The sequence below is a fragment of the Pseudomonas sp. Fl5BN2 genome (genome assembly GCF_009908205.1).
Lineage (GTDB): Bacteria > Pseudomonadota > Gammaproteobacteria > Pseudomonadales > Pseudomonadaceae > Aquipseudomonas.
In genome coordinates, this window is record NZ_JAAARL010000033.1 from 13,717 (window position 1) to 30,887 (window position 17,171).

General features: G+C 65.0%; 13 protein-coding genes. 11 read left to right on the plus strand and 2 right to left on the minus strand.

The window, feature by feature from the left end; all coding sequences use genetic code 11:
* Window positions 1-105 precede the first annotated feature (105 nt).
* The 11 genes from GV819_RS30430 to GV819_RS30480 all read left to right on the plus strand — a co-directional run bounded on the left by GV819_RS30430 (window position 106) and on the right by GV819_RS30480 (window position 13,936).
* On the plus strand, window positions 106-993 hold the full coding sequence (locus GV819_RS30430) for a TauD/TfdA dioxygenase family protein (protein WP_161759731.1): 888 nt from the start codon (window positions 106-108) through the stop codon (window positions 991-993).
* Window positions 994-1,020: 27 nt separating this feature from the next.
* Window positions 1,021-2,058, plus strand: coding sequence for an ABC transporter substrate-binding protein (locus GV819_RS30435; RefSeq protein WP_161759732.1), 1,038 nt, complete (start codon window positions 1,021-1,023; stop codon window positions 2,056-2,058).
* A 5-nt stretch (window positions 2,059-2,063) separates the two neighbouring features.
* Window positions 2,064-2,924 carry an ABC transporter ATP-binding protein gene (locus GV819_RS30440; protein ID WP_161759733.1) on the plus strand — a complete coding sequence of 287 codons (861 nt, stop codon included), beginning with the start codon at window positions 2,064-2,066 and terminating at the stop codon, window positions 2,922-2,924.
* A 33-nt stretch (window positions 2,925-2,957) separates the two neighbouring features.
* A complete protein-coding gene (locus GV819_RS30445) occupies window positions 2,958-3,824 on the plus strand; it encodes an ABC transporter permease (RefSeq protein WP_161759734.1) in 867 nt (288 codons plus the stop codon).
* Window positions 3,825-4,047: 223 nt separating this feature from the next.
* A complete protein-coding gene (locus GV819_RS30450) occupies window positions 4,048-4,974 on the plus strand; it encodes a LysR family transcriptional regulator (protein WP_161759735.1) in 927 nt (308 codons plus the stop codon).
* 631 nt (window positions 4,975-5,605) lie between these two features.
* The gene (locus GV819_RS30455) at window positions 5,606-7,150 is read left to right on the plus strand and encodes an MFS transporter (RefSeq protein WP_161759736.1); all 1,545 of its coding nucleotides are present in this window, start codon (window positions 5,606-5,608) and stop codon (window positions 7,148-7,150) included.
* A 14-nt stretch (window positions 7,151-7,164) separates the two neighbouring features.
* A complete protein-coding gene (locus GV819_RS30460) occupies window positions 7,165-8,235 on the plus strand; it encodes an HlyD family secretion protein (RefSeq protein WP_161759737.1) in 1,071 nt (356 codons plus the stop codon).
* Window positions 8,232-9,842 (plus strand): efflux transporter outer membrane subunit, encoded by a 1,611-nt coding sequence (locus tag GV819_RS30465; protein ID WP_256667669.1) that lies wholly within the window; start codon window positions 8,232-8,234, stop codon window positions 9,840-9,842. The genes GV819_RS30460 and GV819_RS30465 overlap by 4 nt, the downstream gene beginning before the upstream one ends.
* Window positions 9,843-9,913: 71 nt before the next feature.
* A complete protein-coding gene (locus GV819_RS30470) occupies window positions 9,914-10,423 on the plus strand; it encodes a sigma-70 family RNA polymerase sigma factor (protein WP_161759738.1) in 510 nt (169 codons plus the stop codon).
* Complete coding sequence (locus GV819_RS30475; protein WP_161759739.1) at window positions 10,420-11,373, plus strand: FecR domain-containing protein; 954 nt, start codon at window positions 10,420-10,422, stop codon at window positions 11,371-11,373. Before GV819_RS30470 ends, GV819_RS30475 begins: the two co-directional genes overlap by 4 nt.
* Window positions 11,374-11,470: 97 nt before the next feature.
* Window positions 11,471-13,936, plus strand: a complete 2,466-nt coding sequence (locus GV819_RS30480; RefSeq protein ID WP_161759740.1) for a TonB-dependent siderophore receptor — start codon at window positions 11,471-11,473, stop codon at window positions 13,934-13,936.
* 100 nt (window positions 13,937-14,036) lie between these two features.
* Here the strand turns inward: GV819_RS30480 and GV819_RS30485 are convergent, their stop codons facing one another.
* Both GV819_RS30485 and GV819_RS30490 read right to left on the minus strand, forming a co-directional pair.
* Window positions 14,037-14,786, minus strand: a complete 750-nt coding sequence (locus GV819_RS30485) for a DUF3142 domain-containing protein (RefSeq protein WP_161759741.1) — start codon at window positions 14,784-14,786, stop codon at window positions 14,037-14,039.
* Window positions 14,756-16,948, minus strand: a complete 2,193-nt coding sequence (locus GV819_RS30490; protein ID WP_161759742.1) for an outer membrane assembly lipoprotein YfiO — start codon at window positions 16,946-16,948, stop codon at window positions 14,756-14,758. Before GV819_RS30490 ends, GV819_RS30485 begins: the two co-directional genes overlap by 31 nt.
* Between the last annotated feature and the right edge of the window lie 223 nt (window positions 16,949-17,171).

The window sequence follows — 17,171 nt, forward strand, 5'->3', positions numbered from 1 at the left end:
CCTGCCGACCAATCGGCGCGCCGCACGTAATGAACCCACACGGGATCTCCGTGAGTTTCTGAACGACGTGCGCGCCCTGGGCGCGCCTGCGCGGGAGTTTCAGTCATGTCTGCATCAGCCAGTGCCGCGCCCATCGCCGCACAAGCCTTCGAAATCCGTCCCTTGAATGGCGCCGTGGGCGCCGAGATCATCGGCCTGGACCTGTCCCGGCCGGTCAACGACCAGGACTTCGCCCGCCTCCACCGCGCCCACCTGGATCACCATGTCGTGGTGTTCCGCGACCAGCGCATCAGCCCCCAACAACAGATCGCCTTCAGCCGCCGTTTCGGCGTGTTGCAGATCCACGTGCTCAAGCAGTTCCTGCTGGCCGGGCACCCGGAAATCCTCATCGTTTCCAACATCATCGAGAACGGCCAATCCATCGGCCTGGGTGACGCCGGCAAGTTCTGGCACTCGGATCTGTCCTACAAGGAGCTGCCGAGCCTGGGCTCGATGCTGCACGCCCAGGAACTGCCGGCCGAAGGCGGCGACACCCTGTTCGCCGACATGCACCAAGCCTGGGACAACCTGCCCGAGGCGCTGCGCAAGGCGCTCGAAGGCCGCAGCGCCGCGCATTCCTACACGGCCCGCTACAGCGAGACCAAGTTCGAGGGCAACTGGCGCCCGACCCTGACCCCGGAGCAGTTGGCCCAGGTTGCGGAGGTGGTGCACCCCATCGTCCGCACTCACCCGGAAAACGGCCGCAAGGCGCTGTTCGTCAGCGAAGGTTTCACCACCCGCATCATCGGTTTGCCGCAAGACGAAAGCGCCCAGTTGCTGGCCGAGTTGTACGCCCACAGCGTGCTGCCGGAGAACATTTACCGCCATCAATGGCAGCCCCACGACCTGGTGTTCTGGGACAACCGTTCGCTGATCCACCTGGCCGCCGGTTGCCCGAGCCATCTGCGCCGCAAGCTGTATCGCACCACCATCCAGGGCGACGCCCCTTACTGATCAGCCAGGCACGGCAGGAGAATCACCATGTCTTCATCCATTCGCTTCACTGCGCGCCTGGGCACGCTGGCCACCGCCATCGGCCTGGGTTTCAGCCTGCTGGCCGGCAGCCTGGTCGCCCCTACGGCGGCCCATGCCGAAGGCGAGATCCGCATCGCCGAACAGTTTGGCATCGTCTACCTGCTGCTCAACGTGGTTCGCGATCAGCAACTGATCGAAAAGTACGGTAAGCAGGAGGGTATCGACATCAAGGTCGACTGGACCCAACTGTCCGGCGGCGCCGCGGTGAACGACGCATTGCTGTCGGGTTCCATCGATATCGCCGGGGCCGGCGTCGGCCCGCTGTTAACCATCTGGGACCGCACCCGTGGCCGACAGAACGTCAAGGCAGTAGCGTCCCTGGGCAACTTTCCCTACTACCTGGTGAGCAACAATCCCAAGGTCAAGACCATTGCAGACTTCACCGAGAAGGACCGCATCGCGGTGCCGGCGGTGGGGGTCTCGGTGCAGTCGCGCTTCCTGCAATACGCCGCCGCCAAGCAATGGGGCGACCAGGCATTCAATCGCCTGGACAAGTACACCATCGCCGTTCCCCACCCGGACGCCACCGCGGCGCTGATTGCCGGTGGTACCGAGCTGACCGGGCACTTCTCCAACCCGCCGTTCCAGGATCAGGCCCTGGAAAACCCCAATGTGCACGTGGTGCTGAACACCTACGACCTGCTGGGGCCCAACTCACCGACGGTGCTGTTCGCCACCGAGAAGTTCCGCAACGACAACCCCAAGACCTACAAGGCTTTCACCGAAGCCCTGGCTGAAGCTGCCGAGTTCGCCCAGAACGACAAGGGCGCGGCCGCCGACACTTACATCCGCGTGACCAAGGCCAAGATCGACCGCGCCGCCTTGCTGAAGATCATCGACAACCCGCAGTTCGAGTTCAGCGTAACGCCGAAAAACACCTACCCGTTGGCGGAGTTCCTCTATCGCGTCGGTGCCATCAAGAACAAGCCGGAATCGTGGAAGGACTACTTCTTCCAGGACGCCAAGCCGTTGCAAGGGAGCTGACTGCGATGAATGCCCCCTTGCCAGGCCACACGGCCAGCAACCCCACCGCCACCGCCGAGGCACTGTTGGCGGTGGACCGGGTCAGCCTGGAATATCGCACCCCGCAGCGCGTGGTGCGGGCCACCCACCAGGTGAGTTTCGAGATCGATCCCGCCGATCGTTTTGTCCTGCTGGGGCCTTCGGGCTGCGGCAAGTCGACCCTGCTCAAGGCGGTGGCCGGGTTCATCCAGCCCTGCGAGGGCGAGATCCGCCTGCAAGGCCGGCGGGTCAGCCAGCCCGGGCCGGATCGTATCGTGGTGTTCCAGGAGTTCGACCAGTTGCCACCCTGGAAAACCGTGAAGCAGAACGTGATGTTTCCCCTGCTGGCGTCGAAAACCCTCGGTCGCCGCGAGGCCCAAGAGCGCGCCCTGGAGTACCTGGATAAAGTCGGCCTGGCGGCGTTCGCCGATGCCTACCCGCACACCCTGTCCGGTGGCATGAAAGCCCGGGTGGCGATTGCCCGCGCCCTGGCCATGCAGCCGAAGATCCTGCTGATGGACGAGCCTTTCGCCGCCCTCGACGCCCTGACCCGGCGCAAGATGCAGGAGGAGTTGCTGCTGCTCTGGGAGGAGGTGCGCTTCACCTTGCTGTTCGTCACTCACTCCATCGAGGAAGCGCTGGTGGTGGGCAATCGCATCCTCCTGCTGTCGCCTCATCCGGGGCGCGTGCGGGCGGAAGTCCACAGCCACCAGTACGACCTGCAAAGCCTCGGTGGCGTGGCCTTCCAGCAGACCGCGCGACGCATCCACCACCTGCTGTTCGATGAAGGCCAGGGCCCTGAAACCGAAGCCGAGCTGGATTTCGCCGATATCCGTATCGCCTATTGAGCCGTCAGGCTGTCGTTGAAAGAGGAACGCCCGATGAGCCAGTCATCCCCCGTGCGCGAAGAATATGAAGTTGTTCTGCAGCCCTTGCTGCAAGTTCCCCTGGAGCGCGAACTGCCCCTGGCTCAGCGCCTCTGGCAACAAGGCTGGCTGCGCAAAAGCCTGATCCTGGTGCTCCTGGCGCTGCTCTGGGAAGCCGTCGCCCGCTACCAGGACAACGACTTGCTGCTGCCGAGTTTTCTGCAAACCGCCAGCGCCCTTTACCAGGGCCTGCTCAGCGGCGAATTGCTGGGCAAGGTGGGCATTTCCCTGGTGGTGCTGCTCAAGGGCTACCTGATCGGCATCGTCCTGGCGTTTGCCTTGACCACCCTGGCGGTCTCGACTCGTTTTGGCCGCGACCTGCTGAGCACCCTGACCTCGATGTTCAACCCGTTGCCGGCCATTGCCCTGTTGCCCCTGGCGCTGCTGTGGTTTGGCCTGGGGCAGAACAGCCTGATCTTCGTGCTGGTGCATTCGGTGCTCTGGGCCCTGGCCCTGAATACCTACGCCGGGTTTCTCGGGGTTTCCGAAACCTTGCGCATGGCCGGGCGCAACTACGGGCTCAAGGGCCTGCGCCTGGTGCTGTTCATCCTGATCCCGGCGGCGCTGCCGTCGATCCTCGCCGGGCTGAAGATCGGCTGGGCTTTCGCCTGGCGCACCCTGATCGCCGCCGAGCTGGTATTCGGCGCCACCAGCGGCAAGGGCGGCCTGGGCTGGTACATCTTCCAGAACCGCAACGAGCTGTACACCGACAAGGTTTTCGCCGGCCTGGCCGTGGTGATCATCATCGGCCTGTTGGTGGAGAACCTGATCTTCGACACCCTGGAGCGGGTCACGGTGAAACGCTGGGGCATGCAACGCTGAATTCCCCACCCACCGGAGCCACCACCACCCGACCGTAGGAGCTGGCTTGCCAGCGAAGGCGTCCTCAAGGGCGATGCAAGGTTCGAAGGCCCCTTCGCCGGCAAGCCGGCTCCTACGGGTAGTGGTGGGTTTGTGGGCAAGGATTGATCTCCCTCATTTGCCTCGGTGGCAAGCCTGCTAGCATTGCGCATGGATCATCCCTGATCAGTCATGAGTGCTTGCCATGCAACTCCCGGATATGAACCTTCTGGTCGCTCTCGATGCCCTGCTCGACGAGGGCAGCGTAGTCGGCGCTGCGCGGCGCATGAACCTCAGCCCCGCCGCCATGAGCCGCACCCTCACGCGAATTCGCGAAGCCTTGGGCGACCCGGTGCTGGTGCGTGCCGGACGGGGCCTGGTGCCCACGCCCAAGGCCCTGGAGCTGCGCAGCCAGGTACGTGATCTGGTGGAGCAGGCCGCACTGTTGTTCCGCTCGGCGGATCAGGTCGACCTGCTTTCGTTGCGGCGGCGCTTCAATGTGCGCGCCAACGACTTTTTCGTCGGAGTCTATGGCGGTCGCCTCATCGACACCCTGGAACGCCAGGCGCCCTTGTGCGAACTGCGCTTCGTGCCCGAAGGCGACGGTGACGACGAGGCCTTGCGCGAAGGGCGGATCGACCTGCGGATCAGTAACACCCGGCCCCTGACCCCGGAAGTGAAGGTGCAGAACCTGTTCACCACGGCCTTTGTCGGCCTGGTGCGCGAAGACCATCCGCTGTTGGACGAAGACATTACGGCCGAGCGTTTTGCCGCGTTTCCCCATATCAGCATGTCCCGCCGCGGCATTGCCCGCGGACCGATCGATGCGGCCCTGGCCGAGCAGGGCCTGGAGCGCCGGGTACCGCTGATTGCCCCGAGCTTTCACGCCGCCATGTTCATGCTGCCGGACTCGGACCTGATCCTGCCGGTGCCCCAGGAAACCCTGCTCAGCGTCTCGCGCCTGGGGCTGCGCCTGCGCTCCTTCGTCCTGCCGATTTCCCTGCCGACCCTAGTCCTGACCCAGGCCTGGCACCCGCGTTACGACAAGGACCCAGCGCACAAATGGTTCCGCGAGACCCTGCGCAGCTCCTGCCAGGCCACCTGGCAGGAAGCCCAGCCCGCGTCTGCGTAGGAGCCGGCTTGCCGGCGAAAGCGGTCCTGAGGGCCCCTTCGCTGGCAAGCCAGCTCCTACGGTCCATCTGCAGCCTTCGCCACTCCTGTAGGAGCCGGCTTGCCGGCGAAAGCGATCTTTAGGGCCTCTTCGCTGGCGAGCCAGCTCCTACGGTCCATCTGCAGCCTTCGCCACTCCTGTAGGAGCCGGCTTGCCGGCGAATGCGGTCTTGAGGGTCCCTTCGCTGGCAAGCCAGCTCCTACGGTCCATCTGCAGCCTTCGCCACTCCTGTAGGAGCCGGCTTGCCGGCGAAAGCGATCTTTAGGACCTCTTCGCTGGCGAGCCAGCTCCTACGGTCTATCTGCAGCCTTCGCCACTCCTGTAGGAGCCGGCTTGCCGGCGAATGCGGTCTTGAGGGCCCCTTCGCTGGCAAGCCAGCTCCTACGGTCCATCTGCAGCCTTCGCCACCCCTGTAGGAGCCGGCTTGCCGGCGAAAGCGATCTTTAAGGCCTCTTCGCTGGCAAGCCAGCTCCTACGGTCAATAGGGTTAATCGTTGCGTTTGGTGCACTTATAAGCTGTCGATAAGTCAGTTTTCGTCAGCATCGGCTGTTCATAAACTGCTCTGGTTTTCTTGTCTGGAGCAGTATTTCCATGAGTTCCCTCGCTGTCGCTGCGCCTGCTTCGGTCGAAGTCGCCAGCAAGCCGGCAGCCATTGCGCCGCCGGTATTCGGGCCGCGGATCATCATCGGCCTGGTGGGTGTACTGCTGGCGGTGCTGGTCTCGGGTCTTAACGAGATGGTGACCAAGATCGCCCTGGCGGACATTCGCGGGGCGCTGTTCATCGGCTACGACGAAGGCACCTGGCTGGTGGCGTGCTACACCGCCACCTCGGTGGCGGCCATGGCCTTTGCGCCCTGGTGTTCGGTGACCTTTTCCCTGCGGCGTTTCACCCTGTGTGCCATTGGCCTGTTCACCCTGCTGGGGGTGCTGTGCCCCTTCGCGCCCAACTACGAAAGCCTGTTGCTGCTGCGCACTCTGCAAGGCCTGGCCGGTGGTGCCCTACCGCCGATGCTGATGACCGTGGCCCTGCGTTTCCTGCCGGCCAACGTCAAGCTTTACGGTCTGGCCGGCTATGCCCTGACCGCCACCTTCGGCCCGAGCCTGGGCACGCCACTGGCGGCACTCTGGACCGAATATGTGGGCTGGCAATGGGCATTCTGGCAGGTGGTGGCGCCCTGCCTGCTGGCCATGGCGGCAGTGGCTTACGGCCTGCCGCAGGACCCGCTGCGCCTGGAGCGCTTCAAGCAGTTCAACTGGCGTGGCCTGCTGCTGGGCTTTCCGGCGATCTGCATGCTGGTGATCGGCATCCTCCAGGGCAACCGCCTGGCTTGGTTCGAATCGCCGCTGATCAGTGTGTTGCTGGTCGGCGGGCTGGTGCTGCTGGTGCTGTTCATGATCAACGAATGGTCGCAGCCGATTCCGTTCTTCAAGTTGCAGATGCTCGGCATCCGCAACCTGTCTTTCGCCCTGCTGACCCTGGCCGGGGTGCTGGTGGTGCTGACGGCGGTGATCATCATCCCGTCCGCCTACCTGGCCCAGGTCCAGGGCTACCGGCCGCTGCAGACCGCGCCGGTGATGCTGGTGATGGCCTTGCCGCAGTTGCTGGCGCTGCCGCTGGTGGCGGCCCTGTGCAACCTGCGCTGGGTCGATTGCCGCTGGGTGCTGGGGATCGGCCTGGGCATGCTGGTGCTGTCCTGCCTGGGCGGCACGCACCTGACCTCGGCCTGGATCCGTGACGACTTCTATGTGCTGCAACTGCTGCAGATCTTCGGCCAGCCCATGGCGGTGCTGCCGTTGCTGATGCTTTCCACCGGCAGCATCGCCCCGGTGGAAGGGCCGTTCGCCTCGGCCTGGTTCAACACCGTGAAAGGCCTGGCGGCGGTGATCGCCACCGGTGTGCTGGATGTGCTGACCACTCGCCGCCTGCACTTTCACTCAACCATGCTGGTGGACAGCCTGGGCAACTCGCCCCTGGTGGACGACAACGTCGCCGGCCTGGCCCGGCGCCTGCACCAGCAGGCCGTGGTGCTGACCTCCGCCGATCTCTATTTCTGCATGGCAGGGCTGGCCGCTGTGCTGATCCTGCTGATTTTCTGGCTGCCGACGCGGATCTACCCACCGCGGGCGCCGACTTGAACGAGACCTTTGTTATGACGACCCAGAGCAAACACAAAATCGCCATCGCGGTAGCGGCCGTGGCGGCCCTTGGCGTGCTGGCCTACCTGGCGCTGCCGGGGCTGTTCGGCCGCACCGGCGAGCAGAGCACCAACGATGCCTTCATCGCCGCCGACTACACCCTGGTGGCCCCGCGTGTGGCGGGGTTCATCAAGGAAGTGCTGGTGGAGGACAACCAGCAGGTCAAGGCCGGGCAACTGTTGGCGCTGATCGACGACCGTGACCTGCGGGCCGCGGCCCAGGCGGCGGATGCCGAAACCCTGGTGGCCAAGGCCCAGTTGCAGAACGCCCGGGCGACCCTGGACCGGCAGAGTTCGGTGATCGCCCAGGCCCAGGCGGCGCTGGTGGCCGCCCGGGCCGAGGTGGCCTTTGCCGAGCACGAGCTCAATCGCTACAACCACCTGGCCGGAGTGGGCGCCGGCACGGTGCAGAACGCTCAGCAGGCCAGGACTCGCATCGACCAGGCCAGCGCCCGGATGGCCACGGCCACTGCGGCCCTGGCGGCGGAGCGCAAGCAGGTGGAAATTCTCACTGCCCAGCGCGATGCGGCGGAAGGCGGCCTGAAACGGGCTCAGGCGGCCCTGGAAATGGCCAGCTACGAGCTGTCCTACACGCGTATCGTCGCGCCGCTCGATGGCATGGTCGGCGAGCGTGCAGTACGGGTTGGCGCCTACGTCACTCCCGGCAGCAAGATCCTCGCCGTGGTGCCCTTGCAGCAGGCCTACGTGCTGGCCAACTTCCAGGAAACCCAGCTCACCGCCATGCATGCCGGGCAAGTGGTCGAGGTACGGGTCGACAGCCTGGGTGGCGAGACCTTGCACGGTCGCGTGGAAAGCCTGGCCCCGGCCACCGGTGTGACCTTCGCCGCAGTGAAGCCGGACAACGCCACCGGCAACTTCACCAAGGTGGTGCAGCGCATTCCGGTGAAGATCCTTCTGGAGCCCAACCAGCCCATGGCCGAGCGGCTGCGGGTGGGCATGTCGGTGGAAGCCAGCGTCGACACCCACAGCTCGGCCACCAGCGCCCGCGAGGTAACCCAGCGATGAGTACCGTCAGAGGCAAGCACACGGGCGCCCCGTGGCGAGGGAGCAAGCTCTCGCTGGGTTGCGCAGCCACTCCAGATACACTCGACGCGGCTGCCCGGGCCACTCGCGAAGGCCGCTTTGCCAGTGCTGCGCACTCGAACGGCAGCAAGCTCCCTCGCCACGGCGGCCGGGCTCTGCTGGCGCTGAGCCTGCTGTCCCTGGCCGCGTGCAATGTCGGCCCGGATTTCCAGCGGCCCCAGGCGACCCAGGTCCAGGCCTGGTCCGCCCCGGCCCACGCTGCGGCCAGCCAGGCAGTGGACAACGCCATGCAGGAGCGCTGGTGGGAGGTGTTCAACGACCCGCAACTGTCGGCCCTGAGCCGGCGCGCCCTGAGCGACAACCTCGACCTGCAACTGGCCACCAGCCGTTTGCAGCAGAGCCGGGCAGCGCGCCAGGTGATCACCGCCGAGCGCTACCCAAGCACCTCGGCCAATGGCGGCTACGGGCGCAAGCGCAACAGCGCCGAGGGCCTGAATGACCCTTCGGGGAACAACGGCAAGTCGGCGTTCAATCTCTGGGAAGCGGGTTTCTCGGCCTCTTGGGAGCTGGATTTCTGGGGCCGGGTGCGGCGCGAAACCGAAGCCGCCGACGCGACCCTGGAAGTGGCGGAGAACGACCGGCGCGGGGTGCTGCTGTCGGTGCTGGCGGAAACTGCCCAGGACTACATTCAACTGCGCGGCGTGCAGAGCACCCGGGCGGTCACCGAGCAGAACCTTGACGTCGCCCGCCACAGCCTGAAGCTCTCGCAACTACGCCTGGCCGATGGTGTCGCTACCGACCTGGACGTGGCCGAAGCCGCCGCCCAGGTCGCCACCATCGAGGCGCAACTGCCGGAGCTGCAACAGCGCCAGGCGCAATTGATCAATGCCTTGAGCCTGCTTCTTGGGGAGCCGCCCCAGGCCCTGCACCAGGAGCTGGCCAGTGACGCGCCGGTGCCGCAACCGCCGTCCCAGGTGGCGATCGGCTTGCCTTCGCAGCTGGCCGAGCGGCGCCCGGACATCCGCCAGGCCGAGGCACGCCTGCATGCGGCCACGGCCAGCATCGGCGTGGCCAAGGGCGATTTCTATCCGCGCATTACCTTGTCCGGCAACTTCGGTTCCCAGGCCCTGCAACTGGCGGACTTCGGTTCCTGGAGTTCGCGACAATTCGGCATCGGCCCGCAGTTCAGCTTGCCGCTGTTTGATGGCGGCCGCCTGCGGGGCATGCTCCAGCTGCGCGAGGCTCAGCAGCAGGAAGCGGCCCTGGCCTACCAACAGACGGTGTTGCGGGCCTGGCATGAAATCGACGACCAACTGACTCGCTACAACGCCAGCCAGTTGCGTCGCGACAGCCTGGCCGAGGCAGTGCGCCAGAACCAGATCGCCCTGCGCACGGCGCAGCAGCAGTACGTCGAAGGGGTGGTGGATTTCGTCAACGTGCTGACCGTGCAGGGGGCCCTGCTGGCAACTCAGGAGCAACTGGTGGAAAGCTCGGCCGGGGTGTCCCTGGCGATGGTTGGCCTGTACAAGGCGCTGGGCGGCGGCTGGGAATCGGTTTACTCATTGCAGGCCGCTGGCAGGGCGCGCTGAAAAGCGTCTTTGCCTGGTTAGAGAAAAAAGTGTAATGATAATTGCTCTCAATCATGTGCGCAGTTTCATTCATGCAAGCAACCTCTGACGGCAACGCCCAGCTCCATCGTCTGTATCAGGATCACCACGGCTGGTTGCAGGGTTGGTTGCGCAAGCGCCTGGGCGATCGCGAGCATGCCGCGGACGTGGCGCAGGACACCTTCCTGCGCCTGCTGCTCTCGGGGCGCTTTCCCGGGCAGCATGAAAGCCGCAGCTACCTGGCGCAGATCGCCCGCAACCTGGTGGTCGACCAATGGCGGCGCGCGCGCATTGAGCGTGCCTACCTGGAAAGCATCGCTCACTTGCCGGAGCCGCAGACCCCTTCCCTGGAAAGCCGTGCGCTGATTCTGGAGACCCTGATGCAGATCGACGCCATGCTCGACCGCATGCCGGACAAGGTGCGCCAGGCCTTTGTCATGTCGCAGTTCGAGGGGCTGGGCTATGCGCAGATCGCCGAGCGGCTGGAGGTCTCCGTCAGTTCGGTGCAGAAGTACATGACCCGCGCCATCCAGGCCTGCTATCAGGTGCTCTACGCAGAATGAAACCCCATCAGGCACCCATTGCTCCGTCCATCGTCGAACAGGCCAGTGAATGGCTGATGCTGCATTGGAGCGGCGAACTGAGCCCGCAGCAGCGCACCGCCTTCGAGGCCTGGCAGCTGGCCGACGCGGAGCACCGGCGCGCCTGGCAGCGTCTGCAGCAACTGCAACAGACCCTGCAAGGTGTACCGGAGCACAGCGCCCATGTGCTGCTGGCCAAGGCCCCTGACCAGCAGCGCCGTGCTGCGCTGAAGATGCTCGGCTTGCTGCTGGTGGCCGGTGGCAGCGGCTACCTGGTGCAGGACAGCCAGCCCTGGCGTGCGCACTTCGCTGGGCAGCGCAGCGCCACCGGCGAAGTGCGCCACCTGACCCTGAGTGACGGCAGCCGCCTGGACCTCAACAGTGCCACCGCCGTCGACCTGCTGTTCAGCGCTAGCGAGCGGCGCATTCGCCTGATCCAGGGCGAGATCCTGCTCACCAGCGGGCATGACCCGTCGCGGCCGCTGATCGTGGAAACCGCCGCCGGCGATATCCAGGCCCTGGGCACGCGCTTTGCCGTGCGTGAGCTGGACGGCGGCTCCCGGGTCGATCTTTACGAAGGCGCGTTGCGGATCAGCCCGCGGCATGTCCCGGCCCTGCAACTGAATGCCGGCGAACGCCTGTGGTTCAACGCCGGACGGGTCTCGCCCCGGCAGGTGGCCGAGGTCAATGCCAGCAGTTGGAGCGAGGGGCGGCTGATTGCCGAACGCCAGCCCCTGGGGCAGTTCGTCGCCGAGCTGGCGCGCTATCGGCCGGGAATACTGCGCTGTGATGAGCAGGTTGCCGGCCTGCTGCTCACCGGGGTCTTCCCCCTGGCCGACAGCGATGCGGTGCTCGCCGCCCTGGAGCGCTCGCTGCCGGTGCGGGCCCACGCCGTGACCCGCTACTGGGTGACCCTCAAGCCGCGAGGCTGAAAGAAAAATAGTTCGTCGGGCCATTGTCGATTCTGCCGGGTCGTTCGGGATACCCCATGAAAGCCGATCAAGACGCATTCTCATGGGGAGTTCAGGAATGCCTTACCAGACCACTGCATCCATTTTGAACCTGGGCAGCGCCGCCCGGCGCCGCGCCTTTGTCGCACTGCTGGCCGTGGCCCCGGTGTTGCCGGGCATCGCCCAGGGCGACAGCAGCAGCCAGAGCCAGGCACGCAACTACCAGATCGCCGCGGGTAACCTCGACCAGGTCCTGAACCGCTTCGCCAGCACTGCGGGGATTCTCCTGTCGGTGGATGCGAGCCTGACCGCCGGCAAGCACAGCGCTGGCCTGCAGGGCCGCTATGAGGTCGCCCAGGGCTTGCAGGCGTTGCTTGCCGGTAGCGGCTTGCAGGCCGTGCAGAGCGGTTCCAGCTGGGGCTTGCAAGCGGTGGCCGAGGACGGCGCCCTGCAACTGGCGCCGACCCGCATCGGTGCGATGCAGAACGATGAGAGTGCCTGGGGCGCCGTGCCGGGGATCGTCGCCAAGCGCAGCGCCACCGGGAGCAAGACCGACTCGGCGCTGGTAGAGATACCGCAGACCATCAACGTGATCGGCGCCAAGGAAATCAAGGCCCGTGGCGCCCAGAGCGTGACCGAGGCGCTGCTCTATACCCCGGGCATGACCGGCGGGGGCTTTTCCGACCGGGTGAAAATCTTCGACGAGCCCACCTCCCGTGGCTTTGCCCCGACCCCGATGTACCTCGATGGCCTGCACCTGCCCTATGGCGGCGGCAGCACCGGTGGCGCCCTGCAGATCGAGCCTTTTTCCCTGGAGCGCATCGAAGTGCTCAAGGGCCCGGCCTCGGTGCTCTACGGCCAGAACCAGCCGGGGGGCATCGTCAACATGGTCAGCAAGCGCCCCACCGAAACCCCGGTGCATCAACTGGTGCTGGAAGCCGGCAGCTATGACCACAAGAGCATCGCCCTGGACCTGGGCGGCCCGCTGGATGAGCAGGGACAGTTCCTCTATCGCCTGACCGGGCTGGCCAGCGACAGCCAGGACGCCATCGATTACGTCCAGCGCCAGCGCCAGTTCATCGCCCCGAGCCTGACCTGGCGCCCGGACCAGGACACCCAGCTGACGGTGTTTGCCCAGTTCCAGAAGGACAACGACGTACCCGAGGCCCAGGGCCTGCCCAGCGTCGGCACGGTGTTCGCCAACCCCAACGGCAAGATCGACCGCGACCTGTTTCTCGGCGAGCCCGGGGTCAATGCCTACGATCGCGACCAGTTCGTCCTGGGCTACGAGTTTTCCCATCGCCTCAACGATGTCTGGACCCTGAAGCAGAACGCCCGCTACGCCGACGTCGATGACCGTTACCGCGCGCCGCTGCACGGCTACAAGTTCGTCGCCAATCCCAAGACCGGGCTCAACGACCAGCGCTACATGACTCGCTACGGGGTCGACTGGAAGCAGCACAACAAGGTCCTCGGCGTGGATAACATCGCCCAGGCCGAGTTCGACACCGGGCCGTTCAGCCATACCCTGTTGGTAGGGCTGGATTACTACCACTACAATTCGAAATTCCACGGCAAGTACGACTACAACCCGCCGATCCTCGACATGTTCACCCCGACTTACGGCCAGTCGCTGAATCTCGGCAGCCCTTACCAATGGGACAACACCATCATCCAGACTGGCCTGTACGTGCAGGACCAGATCAAGTACGAGAAGTGGGTGCTGGTGCTGGGCGGTCGCAACGATTGGGCGGAAACCGATAACAAGGTGCCGCTCGGTGGTGGCCATACCAACGCCAAGAGCCAGTCCTTTACCGGGCGCGGGGGGCTGGTGTACCTGTTCGACAATGGGTTGGCGCCCTTTGTCAGCTATTCGGAATCCTTCCTGCCGTTGAGTGGCACCAGTGTGCAGGGTGGCGCTTTCGAACCGTCCAGCGGCAAGCAGTACGAAGTGGGGGTGAAGTTCCAGCCTCCGGGCCAGGAGAGTTTCGTCCAGGTATCGGCCTACCAACTGGATCAGGAGAACATCCTGACCTCCGACCTGGCCAACCCCGGATTCAGTATCCAGAGTGGCGCACTGCGCTCCCGGGGGATCGAGCTTGAAGCCAAGGCCAGCCTCAGTGAGTCGCTGGACGTGATTGCCTCGGCGTCGCGCAACGACATCAAATACACCAAGGACAATGACGGGCGCGAAGGGCGTCATCCGGCAGGAATGCCGCCGTTGACCGCGTCGCTGTGGCTCAACTACACGATTCTCGGCGACACGCCTCTGGCGGGCCTGGGAGCGGGAGTGGGGACACGCTACGTCAAGGGCAGCTATGGCACCGACTACGACGGCGCCTTCCAGATCCCGTCCTACACCGTGTACGACGCCAGCCTGTCCTACGACCTTGAAAAGTCGCCGTTGCAACTCAAGGGCGTAAAGCTGGCGCTGAACGTGAAGAACCTCACCGACAAGACCTACGTCGCCAACTGCACCAGCATCTGGGACTGCTACTACGGCGAAGGGCGGACCATGGTCTCGAGCCTGACGTATGACTGGTAAGGCGTAGCGGATTTTCGCCGGCAAGCCGGCTCCTGCAAAAACGGCAAACTCTGTAGGAGCTGGCTTGCCAGCGAAAGCGGCCGTCAGGCGCGTCCCGCGCTCAAGGATTCTGCAAAAACACCACATACCCCTTGAACCAGGGACTGTCGCGCAGCGCCTGCGGCTCCTGCCAGTCACCGCCCTGGATCAGGCCGACCTTGTAGGGCAGGCCCATGCGATCCAGGCGTGGCAGGTAGGTCGCGTAGCTGGCAATGCTATGGCGGCCCTGGTAGGTCTGCACCACCACTTCATCCACCACGCCCTTGAGCTGGCTGATGGCTTGCGGGTCGGCGTTGCTGCCCCAGTCCATCAGGCCGGTGATGCTCAGGCGGTATTGCGGCGGCAGGCGCTGGCGCAGGTCACGGAGGAAACTCACGTAGCGTTCGAGGTCGCGGGTGCTGCTGTCGAAATCGATCTGGATGCCTGCTACCGAGGTCCCCGTGGCCTGCCAGCGCTGCACTTGGCCCAGCAACTGGCGATACAGCGGTTCCGGCCAGGCCAGGGTGTGGGCGCGGTAGACCACCCAGACCTGTTCCTGGGGCAGGCGCGACACCGGCAGCCCCTGTGCAATGAGTTCGACGCCGCGCCCGGGATGGCGCCGCGAGTGACTGATCTGCCCTTGGAGGATGTACAGGGTCCTGGCCTGGGCCAGCACCGGCTGGGTCTTGACCCCGCTCCACAGCCAGAAAGCGTCGTACTCGGCCGCCTCTACCGCGCCGGCCGCCGGGGTTGCCCACCACAGCCAGAGCGGCAGCAGGCAGTAGCCCAGGCGCTTCACGCTTACCAGTAGTAACGCTGTGACTGCCCCCACGGGGTATCTCCCAGCTTGGTCTTCAACTGGCGGAACCAGGCCTTGCGCACCGCAGGCTCGACGCCCTTGCCGCCACAGTTGTTATGACCGGAAGAGGCATAGCAGTTGATGGCACGGTACAAGGCATAGGAGCGCTCATCACTGTTGGCCTTGGGGTTGTTGATCACCACTTGATAACCATCGAGTCGCGAAAAGGGCTTGCCCGGGAAAGTGTCAGCGGTGCCGCCCAGGGACTGGGCGTCAGGCGGGGTGTCCAGGGGCATGCGGTCGAAGCCGTTGAGGCGCATGAACTCACCGAGACAGAGCAGCCCGATCGGGCTTTTCGGATCCTGTTGCAGGGTTGCGGCGGTGTCCTTGATGCTCGGGCACGCGTAGTCGGATGTGTCGCTGCTGGCTGGCTTGCCGTACCACTGGAATACCGCCAGTGAGGGGCCATAGTCGAAGAGGTAGCCCAAGCCGCGACTGAGTTGTTCCTCGGGCAGCGGGATGGGCTGTCGCTTGAAGTCTTCGCCGAAGGCTGCGTACTGGCCGCGGGTCAGGTCTTTGTACAGCAGGACGAACCAGGCGGTGTTGCGCTCAGTGGCGGAGTCGGCCCGCTGTGCCTGTTGGCGCAGCAGTTTGGGAGAGGCCACCTGACGCAGGAGAATGTCGCGGACCTGGGTCGTCTTGATCGGCGAGTCGGCGGCGAACACCTTGGCCAGTTGCCCGCTGCGCTCGTAGTTGAAGGCCAGGGCCAGTTCCAGCTGTTCCCGTTGCAGGGGCTGCTTGGCCAGGGGCAGCAATTGCAGCCACAGCGCTTCGGCGCCTTTCCAATCCTTCTGGGCCTGCAGGGCCAGGCCGCGCAGGGTCTGCTGGCTGAAGCTCAGGTAGTCCAGTTGCGCTGGAAGCTGGGTCGGCAGTTGCTTGAGCGCTGCGGCCGGTTGCTGCTCGACATACAGGCTGAAGGCCGCCTGCAGATAGTCGAACAACGCCGGTTGCCCTTCGAACAGGCTTTTCTGCTGTTGCAGGGCTTCCCGGGTCAGCGCTGGAGGCGATTCGCTGCGCATGCGCATCAGGTCTCTGACCGCCAGTAGCAGCGGGGCCTGGAAGTTGTCGTCGGAAGTGCTCAGCAGTTTGTAGTCGACCTCTTCCACCACGTCTTCCAGGCTCATGTTGCGCGGGGTGCCCGGAGCCTGGGTCAACTGGCGGGAATAGTCTTCGGCCAGGGCCTGGAAATCCCCCTCCAGCCAGTGCACGCGCCGGATCAGGCCCTTGGCGGACACGGCATAACGTCCCTGTGGATAAGCTTTCAGATAGGCCTCGAAACCGCTTCCGGCCTGTTGCAGGACGGTTTTGTCCACATGCTCCAGGCTGACCATGTTCCATTCATCGAAGGCGTTCTGTTGGGCCAGGTTGAGCGTGGTGCGCGGGCTCATGTAGGCCGCCGTCTCGGCCAGCCAGGGCTGGGCATTGTCCTTGAGGGCGGCAAAACCGTTGCCGGCGTCGCTGAAGCGGCCGCTATAGAAGTCGGCGGCGGCCTGCAGGTAGCTGGCGAACGCCTTGGCCCCTGCCGAGTTGAGGTTGCCCGGCAGCAGCCTGCTCATCTCGCTGGCGTTCCAGTCGCAGCTGGCCAGCAGTTGCACCCTGGCCTCGGCCAGGGCCTGGCGTTCCTCCTGGCTTAGTTGGGCCTCGTTGAGCTGTTCGACAAACGCCAGGGCGCTGGTGTCCGAGTTGCTGCGACAGCGGCTACCTTCGCCGGACAAAAAGCCGTCCCCGGCGGTTTCCTTGCTATCGCGCCTCAAGCCCAGGGCCTGCAGTTGGCTGTCGAGCTGCTCGGTGGCGGGCGTTGGGCCGGCCTTGGGCGCGCTGCCGGAATCGCTTTCGGGGTCCGCCGGACGCAGGCGATACGCGGGGAAGGGCACGGGGCCGAAACCCAGGCCCAGGCCATCCTTGGTCAAGGCCCGGGGCGTCAACGGCAGGCTGCCCTGATCGGCCAGTAGCAGGCGCAGGTTGACCCGGCTGTCATTGCCGGGGTTGAGGAAGGGCAGGTTGCCGCAGGCGTCCAACTGGTTGGAATAGAGCTTCCAGCTCGGGAAGCACATGTCATCTGAGCTGGCCTGGGCGAGGGTGGTACACAAGGTGCCCAGGACCAAAGTCAATGATGGGAGAAGAGCGATACGCACGAATTATCCTTAATCCAGAGGGCCTGGAGGGCGGGTCCCGAAGTGGGGAAAATCATACAGAAGGAGCCGCTTCGTACCTACGTGCTCGGTTAAAGATTCCGGCGCTTTGTACCGTCGGTCGTGATAGTGCCGCGCGCATGCACTGGCGGCCTATCCGTTGCTTGACGCTATCGGTTGTTGCCGTAGGCTGCGATCCTGTTTCTGGGGGCAGGGCAGGAGTGTT